Raw genomic sequence first — 17,362 nt, forward strand, 5'->3', positions numbered from 1 at the left:
CGCAACGCTCATAACTTCCCGTTAGACTTGGCTGCAGGGGAAACCACGCCGGTGGCTTTAACCGCCCCGCAAATCAATGGCTAAGATTTAGCTTGAAATAACAAAAAGCGCTCTCCTTCGGGAGGGCGCTTTTTGCGTTTTTGAGTTGGGGCGGCGGAGTTGCGATCGCCATCTGAAAGAGTCAGGAGGGGTTGGGAATTCTGGCACCAATAGGGATGAGGGTTGTGCGCCGAGGGTAGGTACCGCTGCCCCTGGGGGAAAGATGGGATCTCGGGGGGTTTTTGCCGCGCCTGTGAGGGTTTTGCCCCGCCCCCTCGGGTTGGGGGCGATCGCACTCCCGGTCCGGGAAAACCTTCCGGGTGGGAGCGATCGCAGAGGAATCGGCATCGATCTCGATCGGCGATCGCTTGTGGGTGTTTTGGGTGACAAGCGATCGCGCCGGCTATTAGATCTGCCGCAAGCAGGGTAAGCGCCGACGACGGCGATCGGGACGAAATTCCAGCCCAAACGTTTGATAGTCAGAAGCACTGAGTACGCGGAAGCGGTTGAACTTCACCGAATTGCTGTTATCTTCGCTCGTCACCACAGACTCTGGGTCAGTGGGGTCTCCGCCCAACTTCTCAAACGCTTCTTTCACCGTCAGCCACTCGCCGGTACCTCGCTTGCTTCGAGTCCCCCCTACAGTGGCGGAATCCTGAGCGGTTTTGGTCGGTTTGGAACGACTTCTCCGAATCGAGGGCTTGGCTTCCTCCGAGGTCGTGGTGGAGCTTTTTGTTTTCGACGAGCTCTTTTTGCTGGTCGTTTTTTTCCGACCTTTGGTTTGACTGCGACGACCAGAAGAACTGCTTGTGGAGGATTTCCGGTTAGATTCCCCGGTGGAGGTGCTTCGTTTCTGCCGTGGGGTGGGCGCTGGAGTCTCGGTGGGCGCTTCTTCACTCTTCGTTTTTTCGGCAGCTTGACTCGGTGGCGCGGTTGGCGCGGTTTTTGCGGTTTTCGCGGTTTGCGCCGAGACCAGCTCTTCTTCTAAGGTATTGAGCCGTTTGTTCAGATGCCCGAGCAGATCCGAGCTGACCCGATCCACCACGGTGGTGATTTTGTCTTCTAACTCTTCCACTCGTTTGACTAACACCGAGTCCCCACTCGCTTTGGGTGCGGGTGTGGGAGCCGCTTTGGCGTCCGATCCGCGATCGCGTTTGCGTGAGAACACTTCCTGCAGGGCGGCAACCACCACTTCGGTGCGGTTGCTGTCTTCTGCAGCCACTTGGGCGTCAATCGCGTGCAAGAGTTCTTCTGGTAATCGTAAAGTAACTGGTTTGGTTGGCATTTCCTATAACGTCATACAGGGCGATCCCATTCTACAGCGTCTTGTTCAGACGTCATACAGGGTAGAGGTTGGGAATTCTAGAGCGAAAATACAAGCTATTGCCGTGCCAATTTACCCAGGAGCGGGACTAGAGGCTCAGATTGGACTGCAAATTCCCATCATGGTATTCGCAACTCACCCGTTGGATAACTCGCTGTGAGGCCGAGCGATCGCCATCTTTGATAGGTTTCTCCTACCCAAAAAACCGTTGTTTTTTTGATGCGATCGCCTGCCCTGAGCGATGAATGCGATAGGCGCAACGGCATGAAGATTTGGGCTGGGCAAGCACTGCTTACCTGCCAAAACTTTTGGCCTGCATCACAACCGCTAGGGTTTCGTTCCTGGGGGGGTTATCGCCTCTCACGGATGCCTGTACAAAAGGCATGAATTGCTTTTTAACAAAGCCAAACAGACGATCCCTGCTTTTATTTTAGATGAAAGGCTGACCCTGCGTCAAAATTTTTAATTTTTGACCGCTGTGCTGAACGCTGCCTGCACGATTGCCCCGGGAAAGGGTGGGGACTAGCCTGGGTTGATACTCAACCCATTCATTCCACCGTTGCCCTTTCCGGGGACAAATTGGAGCTAAGAATCGCAGATTTGGCGGGGCGTTTCTCCATTCAAACGAGACCGCTTCCAGAGCGATTCCTCCCTTCCGGGCGTGCCGTTTTGGCCGCGATTCCCTTGGGTGCTATTTACAGGCTAATGTGGCCTGCATCCACCGCGAAACTCAGGGGGCGACAAGCCCGACAGTTACTTGCAGTTTTCCCAGCCAGGGTTCCCTGTTATCACCAACTATAGAAAGTAAGAGAAAATCCTGCCGAACGGGCGTCACTTTTCTCTTACTTTCTATATCATCCAAGACTGAAGCGATTGCAGCCTCAGCTTGGGGCGGGGAATCGACAGTCCAGCCTTTTCTACCTTACGGTAGTTGCAACAGTACAGTCCAACACAGAAAATTGGGAAACGATTAAGATCGGCAACAGAATCGGCGATCGCTCCGAAAAATCTCGGCGGCGATCCTGAGACTTCAGCCCGTTGCCATCGACCTGAACCCTTAAATCGCTCATGTTATCTCAAAACCCCCTTTCGTGTAGTTTAAACTTTCGATGCACCCAAAACACCTCTGCCCCTTGGGAGCGGAAGCTTTTTATGACAGGACACTGTAGCCGTTGCGACATCACTTGGCGCAGAAGGCGCGATCGCCCCCGGCTGACCAACCAGGGGAAAATATCTGGCTCCCCGGGTCGATATCGGGGTCTGGGACAAACGCCTCCATGGCAGTTCAGTAAGTATATAGCGGTTAACTGCAAATTTGTCAAGACTTTCCCTCGCCTTTCTTCAAACCCTCCCCTAGGAAAAGCAACCCCAATCCGGGAGAAACTGACATGGGCAAGTGCTGAAACGTCACAGGTACGCCGTGCCGATCGCGAATTTGGCGGGGGTGCTGCGCCACCTGCCACCACCGGGTGCCCCGAGGTTCGACGAAATGGATATAGCAGGTCCGATCGCCCAAGGGGGTCATTCCGATTGAACCATACCACCGCCACAAAAACCTCGATTGTATTGCCAACAATCCTGCCCCTTTCCGCTCACATAGGCAGTGCAAAACGGGCCAAATGGTGACGCCAAGCCGGGGGCGAGCTTCCGAGTCCAGATGTGGGGGACGAAGACCCAGAAAAGCGAAAGCGCAAAGGTGCTGCAACCCCCCAACAAGCAAACGGCGGACACTCAACCCTCTCAATCCTCCGTCAATTGTCCTCGAACCCTTGTGAAAGCGAACATGAACCCTAACTTACAGCAACCCATCCTGGAAACCATCTTCGAACGAGCCACCTTCGGCATCGCACTCCTAGACCTTGAAGGAAGAATCATCAAAAGCAATCCGAGGGTGCAAGCCCTGGTGGGCCAAGGGGAAAACACCTTACCCGGGTGCCACTGGAACGCCGTTATGCATCCTGTAGATGGAGAAGCAGCGATCGCCTCAGTTGCGCCCATCCTCACCGGCGATCGCGAGGCGTGCGTTTGCGAAAAAACCTACGTCACCCGCAATAACGAATTCGTTCACCTGCGCCAGAATGCCTCTGCCATCCGAGACGAAGACGATCGATTGCAGTTTGTCTTGCTGTTCCTAGAAGATATCACTCCCCTACACAGCGCCCGAGAATCCCTCCAGCATATCGCCCTCGCCCTGCTGCGTTCCGAACATACCGCCAAACGGAACAGCCGCACCCTAGAAGCGGTACTTCACAGCATCGAAGATCGCGTTACCCTTGCCGACCCCACCGGCACCCTGTTGCCCCTCAACCCGCCAGCCCAGCAGCTATTCAACGGGGCGGAACTAGACAAACCCATCGATCTATATTCCCAACTCGATCGTTACTATTTACCCGATCGCGTCACCCCCTTTCCCTTTGAAGAACTGCCCTTCGTCAAAGGGATGCGAGGCGAAGCAGTAGAAGGAGTAGAAATCTTCTGGCGTCCTCCCGATCGCCCCCAAGGGGTGTTCTTCAGGGCCACCAGTACCCCGATCGCCGGCCCTACGGAGAACGCCACCCGAGGAAGTGCCATCGTATTGCGAGCGATTGGGAAACCCCAACCCCCGGAAGACACCCTCATGCACCTGCGCTATGCGGTAGAAGGTGCCTCTGAGGCGATCGCGATTGCCGATACTCGCTATCGATCGCTTTATCACAATCCTGCCTTTATCCACCAACTGGGATACACTTGCGAGAACCTCAACGCCATTGGCGGGATTTGCAGGCTCTACGCGAATCCGGAAGTCGCTCGCCAGGTGTTCGAACCGATTCGCCAGGGGGGCAATTGGCTGGGGATTGTGCGGGTGCAAACCCGAGACAAACAGCAGGTACCGATTTTACTGCGTGCCGATGCGATCGCAGACTCCACCGGCAAACCCATCGGCTTTGTCCTCAGACATCTCGACCTCGAGGAACTCAACCAGACCTTCGGTTCTCCAATATCCCACACTTTACAACACAGCGATCGCCATCCGTGGAAGTGGAATCTCGCCACGGGAAAACTCTCCATCTCCCCCAAGTTGGTGAAAATTAGCGGTTGGATGGAAGATAAAACCGACAATCCGGTAGAGAGTTGGCGACGGTTGATTCATCCAGAAGATATGCCCCAAGCGATCGCGGCGTTAAGCGCTCATCTGCATGGCGAAACGGGGGTATATGAGGCACAATACCGCATTCGTACCAAAGTCAATACTTGGCAGTGGATTCTCGATCGCGGTCAAGTTTGGCTGCGGGATCGAACGGGCAAGCCCCTGCAAATACAGGGCACTCACCAGCTCATCCCCGCCCGCGATCGCGCCGAAGCACTTCTAGAAACCGAGCGATCGCGATTGCTCCATATTATCGAGCGCGCACCGGTGGCGATCGCCATGCTCGATCGCCAGCTTCGCTATATCGCCTACTCGCAAAAGTGGCTGACCGATTACGATTTATCTCACTTCGAGACCCCTTCATCTGACGGTTGCGATTCTGCCTCGCTTATCGGTTGTACCTACGATGAAGTGATGCCAGAAATGGCCGAACGCTGGGGAGAGGCGATCGCGAAAGCCTTGGGCGGAGAAGTGATTTCCGTCAGCGAAGAGTGTTGGGAACGCGCCGATGGGTCTAAACTCTATCAGCGCTGGGCGATTCATCCGTGGTACGCGCCGAATGGGGAAGTAGCCGGCATCGCGATCGCTACGGATAATATTAACACCTTAGTGGAAGCGCGGGAAGCCGCATTATCCATCGCCCGCATCAAGTCGCAATTCCTGGCCAATATGAGCCACGAAATTCGCACGCCGATGAATGGGGTATTGGGGATGACGGGATTGCTGTTGCAAACCGAACTGACTCCCCAACAACGGGATTATGCACGCGCCATCCGCACCAGCGCCGAACACCTGCTCACAGTGATTAACGACATTCTCGACTTTTCCAAACTCGAAGCGGGGGAAATGCAGCTTGAAGAGTTGGATTTTGAATTACGCAGTTGCATTGAAGATGCGATCGCCCTCCTCGTTCCAGAAGCACAAGCAAAAGGACTGGAATTGGCGATTATTATCGATCCCAATGTACCACAACAGTTATCCGGGGATCCGGCACGTCTGCGTCAGATTTTGTTAAATTTGCTGAATAATGCAATTAAATTTACCCACAGTGGCGAGGTGGTGGTGCAGGTAACGATGGCGCAAGAATCCCCTCGGCGCAACGGGTCTAGCAAAGAACTTTGTCTGCGCTTTGCGGTGAAAGATACCGGCATTGGCATCCCCCCCGATCGCCAAGATCGACTTTTCCAGTCTTTTTCTCAAGTCGATGCCTCCACCACGCGCCAGTATGGCGGTACGGGTTTGGGTTTGGCCATTTCTCAACAGTTGGTAGAATTGATGGGAGGTGAGATAGGGGTAGAAAGCACAGTGGGTTGCGGCTCTACGTTTTGGTTTACGGCACAGTTGCGCCAGCGCGGTTCGCGAGTTTCCGGGGCGGTTCCGCCTTGTGCGTTGCCCATCTCGCTGACGGAAATTAAGGCGATCGTGGCTGATGCAAGTGCGACGGCTTGTCAGTCTTTGCGCCATCTCGCCGCTACTTGGGGAATTACGGTAGATGAAGTGTCGGATATGACGGGGTTACTGCGGGCGCTGCAAGAGGCGTCATGGGAGCAACAGCCGTATGATGTGGCATTTGTGGATTTGCATCTGCCCGCGTCGGGGGATGGCGACGATCGCGCATCGGATTCGGGCAACCCGGAGTTGGCGGCCCGATCGCTGATTCGCGCTTTGGGCGATCGCCCGGAGTTGGGGGAAACGCGCGTGTTTCTAACGACTACGTTTAAGTATCGCGATCTGGTCGAAACACTGGTGAGGGAAAGTCAAGCGCAGGGAAACCGGACGATCGCGGGTTATGCGATCGAACCAGTGCGCGCATCGCGGTTGTTTGATACTTTGCTGAGCACTTTAGCCGAACGCACGGAACATTGGTCTGGATCGGCACCTTCCCAAGGCTCAGAGGCGGAAACTCTCCCGCCGCATCCCACCCCTCCGTCGGCGAAGGATGTGACAATTTTAGTGGTGGAAGACCATCCGATCAATCAACAAGTGATTCTCAATCAGTTGGAAACATTGGGCTATCGTGCGGATTGTGCGGATAATGGTGTGGAAGCGCTACAGCGATGGAACGAACAACACTACGATATCCTGTTGATGGACTGTCAAATGCCGGTGAAAGATGGCTATCAAGCTACTCGGGAATTGCGAGAACGAGAGGCACAGTTGCACAAAACCCGTTCCTCGGGAAAGGGAAACGCAGATGATAGCACAACGCGCAATACGGTGGTGATTGCCCTCACCGCTCACGCAATGCCCGCCGAACGCGATAAGTGTTTGGCGGTGGGAATGAATGATTTTATCAGCAAACCCGTTGATTTAAGGGTGTTGGGGGAGATTTTAGCGCGCTGGAGTCATCGAGAAGCGCAAGGGAGTGGGGATTCTTCGGTTCGGGAGGTGGAGGAAATCGCACAACGTTGTCAAGTTCCCCAAACTGACTTGTCTGCAACGCCGGCTCACTCCTCTTTGGACCTGAACCGACTCGAACAAGTGTCTCGCGGAAAGAAATCTCTGCAACGTCGATTGCTGCAAGCGTTTGTGAAAACGGCGGATGTGGATGTGGGAGAACTCTCACGCGCGATCGCCGATGGCGATGTTGCCACGGTTGAAAGCGTTTCTCATCGCTTGAAAGGGGCGAGTGGTAATGTGGGGGCCTTATGCCTATCCGCGATCGCGGCACAATTGCATCAAATCACCCGCGACAATACGTTGGAGGGAACCACACCGCTGCTGGCGGATTTACAAGCGGAAATGGACAACATTCGCGCCTGTATCCAAACCCTGCTCGCGGATGGCTCGACCTCGGGCGGTTGATGCACATACCGCTCTTCGCGCCCGATCGCCATTTTTCTGGGTGTGGGCAATGTTCTATTTACCATGTCTGCTACATATTGTCAATCCTTCTGGGGATAGATGGCGCGCGATCGCGATCGGGGAGTTAAGATAAAATCAGGCACAATTTTAGTGCCGTTTTTAGGGTGCCATCCGCCAGTCTATCCCCCAAGGCGGGATACTGGAAAAAACTTTTACAGGTTGCTAACATTACCAGAAATGACCCGCATTTCACTAAATTTTAGTGAATTCTTACCCTCAAGTCGGAAACGCCAAACCCCATACAGATTATGTGCAAAATTCTAGTTATCGATGATGATATTACGGTTCAAATCGTGCTGCAAGACTTGCTCGAAACCGAAGGGCATGAAGTGGCGATCGCCGCTGATGGTCAAGAAGGATTGCAACAGGCAAAACTGATGCGTCCCGATTTAATTATCTGCGATTGGATGATGCCCGCTGTAGATGGATTAGAAGTCTGCAAACAAGTTAAGGCAGACCCCAATCTGACTACCACCTTTTTTATCTTACTCACCGCCCGAGAGCAAGTCACCGATCGCGTCAAAGGATTGGATACCGGGGCGGATGATTTTGTCTCCAAACCTATCGATTCTGACGAACTTTTGGCGCGGGTTAGATCCGGGTTGCGCCTCAGCAAAACCCTGCAAGATTTACAACAGACCCAAGCGCAACTGGTGCAAAGCGAAAAAATGTCTAGCATCGGTCAATTGGTGGCTGGTATCGCCCACGAAATCAACAATCCGGTAACGTTTATTTATAGCAATTTAACCCACGTTAACGGTTATACTAAAGATTTGCTGGAATTGGTGGAACTCTATCAGCAAGAAGTTCCCCATCCCAGTGAGGCGATCGCCGATAAACTCGAAGCCATTGACCTAACTTTTCTGGTGAAAGATTTGCCCAAAGTGATGGCTTCTATGCAAAATGGCAGCGAACGCATCCGCCAAATTATCTCCTCTTTACAAGAGTTTACTCGGGTCGATCGCGCGGGATGGAAAAAATTCGATATACATCAAGGGATTGACAATACTTTATTGATTTTAGGACATCGCCTCCAGTCTAGGGACACTCGCCCGGAAATTCAAGTGATTAAAGCGTATGGCAAAGTGCCGGCGATCGCCTCTTATGGCGAACGCTTAAACCAAGCGTTTCTCAATTTGCTCAATAACGCGATCGATGCCATTGAAGCCCAACAAAATCTCGATAGCAAAACGCCGCCGCGCATTACCATCCGCACGCAATTGGTGCATAAAAACAAAGTATTAATTGTCATTTCCGATAATGGCATCGGCATGGAAACATCGGTAAAAACTCGCATTTTTGACCCGTTTTTTACCAGCAAACCCGTGGGGTCGGGCACGGGGTTAGGCCTGTCCACTACCTATCAGATAATCGTCCAACAGCACCACGGCGCGATCGCCTGTAAATCCCAACCGGGACAAGGCACCGAATTCGCGATCGAACTCCCGCTCGACAGCTCTAACTAAGCCTTTTTTACCAAGTAATGATGATATCAAATTAAAGCGATCGCCTCGATGATTTGGAATTCAATGCCTAAATCGATCCAGTGGCGATCGTCAATTTAAACCGGTTGTCACACTCAGCAATCGTGCAACCTATTTTACACCTTGATAGGGGGGGGGGAGGCGGTAGCGCTGGTAGGGTGCCTCTGCGGGATCCTGGCAACGAGTTAAACCCCCATCGACCCCTAATAATCGGCGTCGATCTAGAGTCGGGGACGCGAGGTGGGCGAAAGGTTGGCAGTTTGCAGCAATTGGGTGGAAATGTGGGGAAAAATACGCTAAACTAAAGAGGTTGCGGTTGACAGAAAATACCTCCCTATGTCTCATCGGCCAATTTATCTAGACTGCCACGCCACCACCCCCGTAGACCAACGGGTAATTGAGGCAATGTTGCCTTATTTTACCGAACATTTTGGCAATCCAGCCAGCATCAATCATCACTATGGTTGGGAAGCAGAAGCGGCGGTTAAAAAAGCCAGAGAAACCCTCGCCGATGCGATAAATGCCACACCAGAAGAAATCATTTTTACCAGTGGGGCGACAGAAGCGAACAATCTAGCTATCAAAGGAGTTGCGGAAGCCTATTTTGAGAAAGGGCGGCATATTATCAGCGTCCAAACCGAACATAATGCGGTACTCGATCCATGCCAGTATTTAGAACGTTTGGGATTTGACGTGACGGTATTGCCGGTGAAACCGGATGGGATATTAGAGGTAAGCGAATTAGAAAAAGCCTTGCGGTCCGATACGATATTGGTTTCCGTGATGGCGGCGAATAATGAAATCGGCGTCTTGCAGCCCTTGACAGAAATCGGCGCACTGTGCAAAAATAGGAAAGTTTTACTGCACTCAGATGCGGCGCAAGCGATCGCGAAAATTCCCCTCGATGTGAAAGAGACGAACGTAGATTTAATGTCCCTAACGGCGCATAAAGTGTACGGACCGAAAGGGATAGGCGCGCTTTACATTCGGCGGCGCAACCCGCGCGTGAAACTCGCGGCGCAGCTTCATGGGGGAGGACACGAACGGGGAATGCGATCGGGCACCCTATATCCGCCGCAAATCGTCGGATTTGCCAAAGCAGTGGAACTGGGAGTGTCGGGAATGGCGTCAGAAGGCGATCGCCTGCGACAGTTGCGCCAGCGCTTGTGGGAGCAATTAGACCCCCTAGGCGGGATTTTTCTCAACGGACATCCCACCGAAAGACTCCCCGGTAACTTAAATATAAGCGTGGCGGAAGTAGACGGGCAAGCGCTATTATTGGGGTTGCAACCGGTGATGGCGGTGTCTTCCGGGTCCGCTTGCACCTCTGCCAAAATTGCCCCGTCTCACGTACTGGAGGCGATCGGACGCGATCCGAACTTAGCCTTTGCCTCAGTTCGATTTGGCATCGGGCGTTTCAATACCGAAGCAGAAATCGACACCGTAGCACAACATGCGATCGCCACCATCCAATCCCTGCGTCAAGCGCAAGCGGCGATGTCCTCCCCTTCCGCATCTCGGGTGTAAGCGCCACCCAACACCCCTCAAATGGGGGCGTCACCCACCCACGCCCCCATTTCTCTGTTTTTTCCCTACCAACCAATAGGTTTTCATTTTCCCCTTACCCTTCACCACAATTGACCCGCGTTCCTGCAAGAAAAACTTCTCTTTAATTTGTTCGTAAGTTGCGGCAGTCACTTGAATTTTCCCCGGAATTCCTGCTGATTCCATACGAGAAGCAACATTAACCGTATCTCCCCATAAATCGTAAATAAACTTTTTAATTCCGATGACTCCCGCCACCACCGGTCCGGTATTGATACCGATGCGAATTTGAAATGGTTTCTCATTTTCCACTTGAAAAGTGTGGATAGCCGCCTGCATTTCTAGCGCCATTTCTGCCACTGATTCCGCGTGGTCTGTTCGCGCTAAAGGCAATCCGCCCACCACCATATAGGCATCGCCAATGGTTTTAATTTTCTCCAATCCGTGTTTTTCCGCTAACTGGTCAAAGGTAGAAAAAATTTGATTGAGCAAACTGACCAATTCGATGGGAGAAACCCGGGCAGAAAGCTTCGTAAAACCGACGATATCGGCAAACAAAATAGTTGCTTCCGGGAAATAGTCCGCGATCGCACTTTGGTTGTGCTTCAATTGTTCCGCGATCGCCCCGGGTAAAATATTCAGCAACAATCGCTCCGACTTTTCCTTTTCTAATTGCAATTCCTGAGTGCGTTCTTGCACCTTATATTCTAGAGAACGGGAATAATCCGCCAATTGTTCGTGAGACGACTTCAGTTGAGCGCTCATTCGATTAAACGCCTTTGCTAACTGGTTTAATTCATCCGGGCGACTCACCGAAACCTGTTGTTCGAAATTGCCATTGGCGATCGCCAGACTCGCTTGATTCAAGCGCCAAATCGGTTTGCTAATCCACCGCGCCGTCACCACCCCAACCCCCATCGCCACACATAAGGCGATCGAACATAACTTAATCGTGGTGCGCGTATTCGCGTGAATCCGGTCCATAAAATCCGCTTCCGGAACCACCACCACAATTAACCAATCCAAATTCTCCCCTTCAGAAAACGGAACCACCTGTAAATAATGCGGCTCATTATCAATTTTAAACGTTAACTGTTTCGGCCAATTAATCGATGCAAAACTGCCAAAACGGTTCGTTAAAAACCGCGCCGATTCTCGAATCAAAGGATTTTCTACCGCCACCGCCTTCACTCGTTCCACGCGATCGCCCTTCATTACAAACGGTTTTTGTGCCGCCGAAGTTGCCACCAAAAATCCGGAACGTTCCACAATAAACGTCTCTCCCGACTTGCCAATTTTAAGCTGTTCGAGAAACAGACGAATGTGGGACAACACAAAATCCACTCCCAAAACGCCCCGCAATTCCTCCCCATCTCGATAAATCGGTTCGACCAAGGTAATCTTTAACCTCGGGTCTTTAAAATCCACATAAATATCGCTCCAAGTGGACTTTCCCGCATTCACCGCATTCTCATACCAAGGGCGAATGCGCGGGTCGTAATCGCCGCCGACTTCTAACAATTCCGTCGGATTTCCCACCGAATCGATCGCGTAACTGTGAAACTTGCCCTCGGTGGATTTTCCCGCCCGACCCACTTCCCAACGGTTATTATTTTGAAATCCCAATCCGGTAAATTCCCCATCCGCCGCACCGAAATAAATCGCCGACACCGAAATCGGCGAAAATAAATCCCGTTGATGCCAAAATTGGCGCGTCAAACTGGCGGTATTGTCTAAATTAACCTGTCCTAATTGAATATCATTAACGTTAATCTGATTGATAACGCGCGGTGCTTGTAAATACTCCCGCAACCGTTGCTCGATCCGGGCGCTGATTTCTTCGCGCAACTGCGTCGCCAGGTCATTCACCGCTTCCTGACCATTTTGTAACGACAACCATCCCGTTAGTCCTACCGCCGCACAAATTTGCAGGACAAACGGCACAACCAACACCAGGCGTAGGGGCATTTTCCACTTCCGACGAAGGGGTTTGGAACGATAGACATGGTTCAGCTCAACTGTCATAGGTTGCCCCTTGCAGCTATTCAATCGAAAAGGTATGAGAAGAAAGATCCAGTGTGGCGATCGCGCTTTTTGCCCACCAGAAAAGCGCTGCTGGCACCTCGGGAGACCGAATCTGCCCCTAACACTGAGACTCTAGAAAAACTAGAGCCAAAATTTTAACCTCGATCTGCCCCGATCGCGATCGCCCCGGAAATCAGGGGAATTGATTCCGTTTCTCTTCCCCCGAACTTGCCTTACACCCCGAACCCTGCCACAATACGCCGACCAGGTACCCTTCCTGTCACGTCACGGATATTTGACTTATTCTAACCACTCGCCACCAATTCCCCTGCGATCGCCACGATCGGGATTACCACTCCACCTGCGATCGTTCCCGCACAACCCGCCGATAAACCGCCTCCGTCTGCTGTGCCAACTTGGGCCAACTAAACCGCCGCCCCAAATCCCGATAGGCATTCTCGATCGCCGCGCCAACGTAGTCCGGGTTTCTCAAGGTTTCGAGAATCCCCCACGCCAACGAATCGGGATCGTTTGCCCGCGTCACTATCCCTGTTTTGCCATGTTGCACCACTTCTGGCAACCCCCCGGTATCCGACACCACCACCGGCACTCGGGCGGCAAAACTTTCTAATGCCACAATGCCAAATGGTTCGTAAAGACTGGGAAACACCGCACAGTTTGCCACCGCCTGAAACTTGTGCAAGTCCTCCTCAAACATAAACCCAGTAAAATAGCACTGCTGCCAAATGCCCAATTCCCGCGCCAAGTCCTTGAGATGGTCCGTATTGCCACCGCCGATGATAACGAATTTTACCTGACCTGCCATTTCCCAGAGGACTTTCGGTGCAGCGCGCAATAAAATTTGCACCCCTTTTTCATAGGTCATGCGACCCACGTAATAGAGGATTTTTTCGCGATCGGCAGCAAACCGACGGCGAAAGTTTTCCGCATCAAATTCGTGCAAGCGCGGTTTTTTCTCCGGGCGAATGCCGTTGAAAATTACATCCATTTTGTCCCAGGGAACCGCCAAGGTGCGTTGCAATTCGTGGCGCATATAGTCGCTACAAACAATTACCTGCCATGCGTTATAAACTAAGTCGCCTTCTTTCGCCGAAATGTAGCGATGGTCGTTATGAAAAAGCCCGTTATAGCGACCGTATTCCGTGGCGTGAATGGTGGCGATTAAGGGAATTTTGAAATGGTGTTTCAGGGCGATCGCCGCATCCGCTACCAACCAATCGTGAGCGTGAATTAAATCAAAATACCCCTCTTCTACGATGAGTTTTCCCCCATGTTTGCCCATGCTCTGGTTGAGGTTCGCGATCCAGTGGAAAAAGTTATCTCCCGGTTCCACTGGTACCCGATGCACCCGAATTCCTTCCACCTCTTCATACATCGGGGCATGACCGAACTCGATGGTAAGTAAATTGATTTCATGCCCTTGTTTGACTAACTCCGGATATAACTCCGCCACATGTCGCGCAATTCCTCCCACAATTCTCGGAGGAAATTCCCAGGTTAACACCAAAATTTTCATCGGCTACAGTTAGACCATTAAACTGAAATTAGCGGGTTTACATTCCGGTAAGTTGATAAGCAATTCTGCAAAATAAATGACCCGAATCGGGATTTACTTATCTAGCGATTTTTAGCGATCGCTAAAATTATCCCTCAATTTTAACTCAACTCCTGCATGAGTGGCGCAATCTCTTGGCGATAGGCATTCCAAGCGGCGAAAGCGGCAGGATCCGAGGGGGTATTGCGGCGCATCAAAATCACCCCATCTTCAAAGCCAATAATGCCATAGTGACCCTCATTGGCGAGGCGATCGATAAACGGAATAATCGAGCGGAACAGTTCGCGATCGTACTTGAAGGCGGGTAAATACTGCTGCAGACGCCATAAATCGGCGATCGCGTATTCCACGTGAATCACCTTCCCCGCATCGTTGCGTAACTGCAGAAACGGAAAGCGGAGAATTTCCCGACGCCCGGAGAGGGGAGGCACGATATAAGTCGTCGCCGCCACGCTAGCATCCGGCGGGATTTCATTCATCAAAGCGCGGATATGGCTCGCATGTTGCCACTGACGGGGGAGAGACACATGCACCCAAGGATCCACCGAATCCGGAATCAAGAAATAAAAGGTGCGATTCGGGTTGGAGGTAAAGGTAAAAAACAGAGACAGACAGATGCAAATCGCCCAAAAGCGGCGCATGGAAATTCGCAGCAGATGGGGATGTTTTTCCCACCACAGGCGTAGGGTTTCTCGCCGGGAATCGAACCACTCACCCAGGGCCGGCGGGGAGAATTTAGAACGGGTCTGAGGGTGTAAAGCAGCGATCGCCCACTGACGCAGGGGGGCATCGAGCCACTGCTGACGGTGGGACCACCATAAAATCGCCCCATAACACAACCCAGGCACCACCGTCATCGCATAGCGAATGTTAATCGACAGGGCACTCATGCCTTGTTGCAGGAAAATTTGCAGCAACGGAAAACCGGCGATCGTCCAAGCGGCGGGTGACAAGGCGGGCACAAAGGCAAACGGAAGCCATTGTCCGAGGAGATATTTTAATTTGCCCCAAAACGGGGTGAACACTTCCGCAAACACCAAACCCGGTTGGGTGATAAATGCCCAGAGAATATCCAGGGTGGTTGCTTCTTGGGCATCCACATATTGCCCAAAGCGCTCGATGGTAAACCGTCGCGAAATATCCTCGGAAAATAACGGCATAATCGCATTCGTCAGCACCACCACGTAGGTAAAGCTGAGCACGCAGACGGCTAGACCCCGCCCCGGATAGCGCTTGCTCAGGGTCATGTATGCGCCAATCCCGAACAGGGAAATGCCCCCATCGGCGCGCACCGCTAAAATACAGATAGCCAACGGCCAAAACAGCCACCACCAGCGTTTTTCCATCGCCAGCAGCAAGCTGAAGACAAACAGGGGGATTTGGAAGTTATCGTGAAAATTGGAAAGCGTCGGTCCGAGGATGGCGTTGGCGGCGTAATAGCTCAGCGCAATCAGTGCTGACAGGCGCACCTCGAGGTACTGTCTGGCTAAAACGTACAGCACCAAGCCGGCAGCGGTGACGATGGTGACATGCAGCACGCTGAGGGTGGCGGGGGAGGGGAACAGCGCGTAGAGGGGGAGCCACAAAAGCAAAGCGGGGGTAAAATGCTGTCCCAGACGGTGGTAAAAGACTTCTGGTACTTCGCCGGCGTGAACCACATTCGTGGAAAGGCTCGAAGACAGGGAGCTTTGGAAAAAGCGCCCGTGGGTGCTGTTCCAAAAGACTTGATTGAAAATGCCTTGGTCAAAGGAGGCGTAAAAGGTGTAGTAGCGGTGCAAGGTAAACACCAGGGTGATGATGAAAAAGACGGCGGCGGCGATCGCCACCACTCGCGATCGGGGGTTTTTCTGCCAGTTTGACACCATTGGTCACTCAAGCCCTTAACAAAACTTTAAACTTTACCGTTCCACTTCAGGATGCGTCAACTCCTTTCCCGGGTGTGGAGCCAAATTCCCGAGACCCGTCCGTTTTCCCTTGACTCTGCCAGGGATCCTTAACTCGGAATCCCCTTGCCCTGAGAAGAATCAGCACAGGTTAACAGACAGACCACAAACAGGATAGTTTATAAATATAAAGAAAAGACAAAGAAACTCCAGGGCGATCGGGAGGATTTTTCCGCTCTTGCTTGGAGGTTGACCCTTGTTTTATTTGCACTGCTGCAACAAGATTGCATGAGAGCTTCTCCAGACCCAACCCTAGATCGGAATCAAAACGCCCCTTTACAGCTCGTGCTGTGTGTGGATAGGCGTCCGAATTCCACCGAACAAATCCGCGATATCCGCAGTTACCTCAGACAATTGCGGGCAGAGACCATTTTTGACCTTCAGATCGTCGATGTGGGAGAACAACCCTATCTTGCCGAACATTTTCGCCTGGTTGCCACCCCGGCGCTGATCAAACTCCACCCAGAACCGCGCCAGATTATCGCCGGCAGTAATTTAGTCGCGCAGATAGAAAAATGGTGGGAGCGCTGGCAACGTTCTGTGAAAGATTATCTCGAAGACAAGGGAGATAGGAAACCCGACGGCAACAGTTGCGCCCCCTCTACCTCTTCCCTGGCTCATTCAGCGGAATTGATGCAGTTATCCGACGAAATTTTTCACCTGAAGCAGGAAAAAGAAGAATTGCTCGATCGCGTTCATTTTAAAGATCAACTGATTGCCATGTTGGCGCATGAGTTGCGAAATCCCCTCACGGCAACCTCCTTGGCGTTGGAAACCCTGGAAATGACCCAACACCAAAATCAGGAGAGCGACCCAAAAGTCAGGGCGGCCCTGAGCGCGCGGTTGATCGCCCACGCCCGCAATCAAACCCGGGCGATCGAGCAGATGGTTTCCGACATTTTGATTGCCGCTCGCACCAGTAATAATGGGGAATTTGAAATCCATCCCCACATTTTGGATCTCAAAGCGTTATGCTTCGAGATTATTAAAGATTTTGAAGAGCGGTTTAAAGAAAATTCCCTGAAGTTTCATCGAGATATTCCCAATGATTTGCCTTTGGTTTATGCTGATGGGGAACGCATCCGCCAAGTGGTGGTAAATTTGTTGGATAATGCGGTGAAATATACTCCACAAAAAGGGAAAATCGAACTGTGTATTTTGCACCGCACCACCCAAAAGGTTCAGGTGAGCATTATCGATAATGGACCGGGAATTCCGGAGGAGAATAAAAAGCATATTTTTGAAGACCGCTTTCGCCTGCAACGGGATGCGAAAAAAGATGGGTACGGCATCGGTTTGGGATTGTGCAAGCGTCTGATTCGGGCACATTTCGGGCAAATTTGGGTGGATTCTTCTCCGGAACGCGGTAGTGCTTTTCATTTTACGTTGCCCGTTTATCGACAGTAGAGAATTAAGAATTAAGCCGCATAAGCG

11 protein-coding genes are annotated in these 17,362 nt (G+C 52.0%); 7 read left to right on the forward strand and 4 right to left on the reverse strand.

From position 1 onward, the window contains the following. The coding region (locus AC0QH1_RS20890; protein WP_324631272.1) for a photosystem II protein D1 at nucleotides 1-84 on the forward strand (84 nt) is incomplete at its 5' end. 178 nt (nucleotides 85-262) lie between these two features. Further along, complete coding sequence (locus AC0QH1_RS20895) at nucleotides 263-469, forward strand: hypothetical protein (RefSeq protein ID WP_324633246.1); 207 nt, start codon at nucleotides 263-265, stop codon at nucleotides 467-469. Here AC0QH1_RS20895 and AC0QH1_RS20900 read toward each other — a convergent pair. Next, on the reverse strand, nucleotides 446-1,324 hold the full coding sequence (locus tag AC0QH1_RS20900) for a ribbon-helix-helix domain-containing protein (RefSeq protein WP_324633248.1): 879 nt from the start codon (nucleotides 1,322-1,324) through the stop codon (nucleotides 446-448). The two genes, AC0QH1_RS20895 and AC0QH1_RS20900, sit on opposite strands and share 24 nt — an antisense overlap. Before the next feature lie 1,435 nt (nucleotides 1,325-2,759). On the opposite strand from AC0QH1_RS20900, the gene AC0QH1_RS20905 reads away from it, so the two are divergent. From AC0QH1_RS20905 to AC0QH1_RS20920, 4 genes are all read left to right on the forward strand, one after another. Then, nucleotides 2,760-2,897 (forward strand): hypothetical protein, encoded by a 138-nt coding sequence (locus tag AC0QH1_RS20905; RefSeq protein ID WP_324633249.1) that lies wholly within the window; start codon nucleotides 2,760-2,762, stop codon nucleotides 2,895-2,897. 249 nt (nucleotides 2,898-3,146) lie between these two features. Beyond that, a complete protein-coding gene (locus AC0QH1_RS20910; protein ID WP_324633250.1) occupies nucleotides 3,147-7,295 on the forward strand; it encodes an ATP-binding protein in 4,149 nt (1,382 codons plus the stop codon). Between the two features lie 308 nt (nucleotides 7,296-7,603). Then, nucleotides 7,604-8,821, forward strand: coding sequence for a sensor histidine kinase (locus tag AC0QH1_RS20915; RefSeq protein ID WP_324633252.1), 1,218 nt, complete (start codon nucleotides 7,604-7,606; stop codon nucleotides 8,819-8,821). Between the two features lie 354 nt (nucleotides 8,822-9,175). Continuing rightward, nucleotides 9,176-10,366: a cysteine desulfurase family protein gene (locus AC0QH1_RS20920; protein ID WP_324633253.1), complete on the forward strand. Its 1,191-nt coding sequence runs from the start codon at nucleotides 9,176-9,178 to the stop codon at nucleotides 10,364-10,366. A gap of 30 nt (nucleotides 10,367-10,396) precedes the next feature. Here the strand turns inward: AC0QH1_RS20920 and AC0QH1_RS20925 are convergent, their stop codons facing one another. From AC0QH1_RS20925 to AC0QH1_RS20935, 3 genes are all read right to left on the reverse strand, one after another. Beyond that, the gene (locus tag AC0QH1_RS20925; RefSeq protein ID WP_324633254.1) at nucleotides 10,397-12,409 is read right to left on the reverse strand and encodes an adenylate/guanylate cyclase domain-containing protein; all 2,013 of its coding nucleotides are present in this window, start codon (nucleotides 12,407-12,409) and stop codon (nucleotides 10,397-10,399) included. A 349-nt stretch (nucleotides 12,410-12,758) separates the two neighbouring features. Beyond that, nucleotides 12,759-13,946, reverse strand: a complete 1,188-nt coding sequence (locus tag AC0QH1_RS20930) for a glycosyltransferase family 4 protein (protein ID WP_324633256.1) — start codon at nucleotides 13,944-13,946, stop codon at nucleotides 12,759-12,761. Nucleotides 13,947-14,086: 140 nt separating this feature from the next. Further along, nucleotides 14,087-15,850 carry a DUF2079 domain-containing protein gene (locus AC0QH1_RS20935; RefSeq protein WP_324633257.1) on the reverse strand — a complete coding sequence of 588 codons (1,764 nt, stop codon included), beginning with the start codon at nucleotides 15,848-15,850 and terminating at the stop codon, nucleotides 14,087-14,089. A gap of 306 nt (nucleotides 15,851-16,156) precedes the next feature. On the opposite strand from AC0QH1_RS20935, the gene AC0QH1_RS20940 reads away from it, so the two are divergent. Continuing rightward, a complete protein-coding gene (locus AC0QH1_RS20940; RefSeq protein WP_324633258.1) occupies nucleotides 16,157-17,335 on the forward strand; it encodes a histidine kinase in 1,179 nt (392 codons plus the stop codon). Nucleotides 17,336-17,362 lie beyond the last annotated feature (27 nt).

This window comes from Phormidium sp. CCY1219 (assembly GCF_055795085.1).

Bases quoted from the DNA above. Each gene is read 5' to 3' on its own strand.
- AC0QH1_RS20895 (WP_324633246.1), top strand. From the start codon at position 263: ATGGGATCTCGGGGGGTTTTTGCCGCGCCTGTGAGGGTTTTGCCCCGC.
- AC0QH1_RS20900 (WP_324633248.1), bottom strand. From the start codon at position 1,324: ATGCCAACCAAACCAGTTACTTTACGATTACCAGAAGAACTCTTGCAC.
- AC0QH1_RS20910 (WP_324633250.1), top strand. From the start codon at position 3,147: ATGAACCCTAACTTACAGCAACCCATCCTGGAAACCATCTTCGAACGA.
- AC0QH1_RS20915 (WP_324633252.1), top strand. From the start codon at position 7,604: ATGTGCAAAATTCTAGTTATCGATGATGATATTACGGTTCAAATCGTG.
- AC0QH1_RS20920 (WP_324633253.1), top strand. From the start codon at position 9,176: ATGTCTCATCGGCCAATTTATCTAGACTGCCACGCCACCACCCCCGTA.
- AC0QH1_RS20925 (WP_324633254.1), bottom strand. From the start codon at position 12,409: ATGACAGTTGAGCTGAACCATGTCTATCGTTCCAAACCCCTTCGTCGG.
- AC0QH1_RS20930 (WP_324633256.1), bottom strand. From the start codon at position 13,946: ATGAAAATTTTGGTGTTAACCTGGGAATTTCCTCCGAGAATTGTGGGA.
- AC0QH1_RS20935 (WP_324633257.1), bottom strand. From the start codon at position 15,850: ATGGTGTCAAACTGGCAGAAAAACCCCCGATCGCGAGTGGTGGCGATC.
- AC0QH1_RS20940 (WP_324633258.1), top strand. From the start codon at position 16,157: ATGAGAGCTTCTCCAGACCCAACCCTAGATCGGAATCAAAACGCCCCT.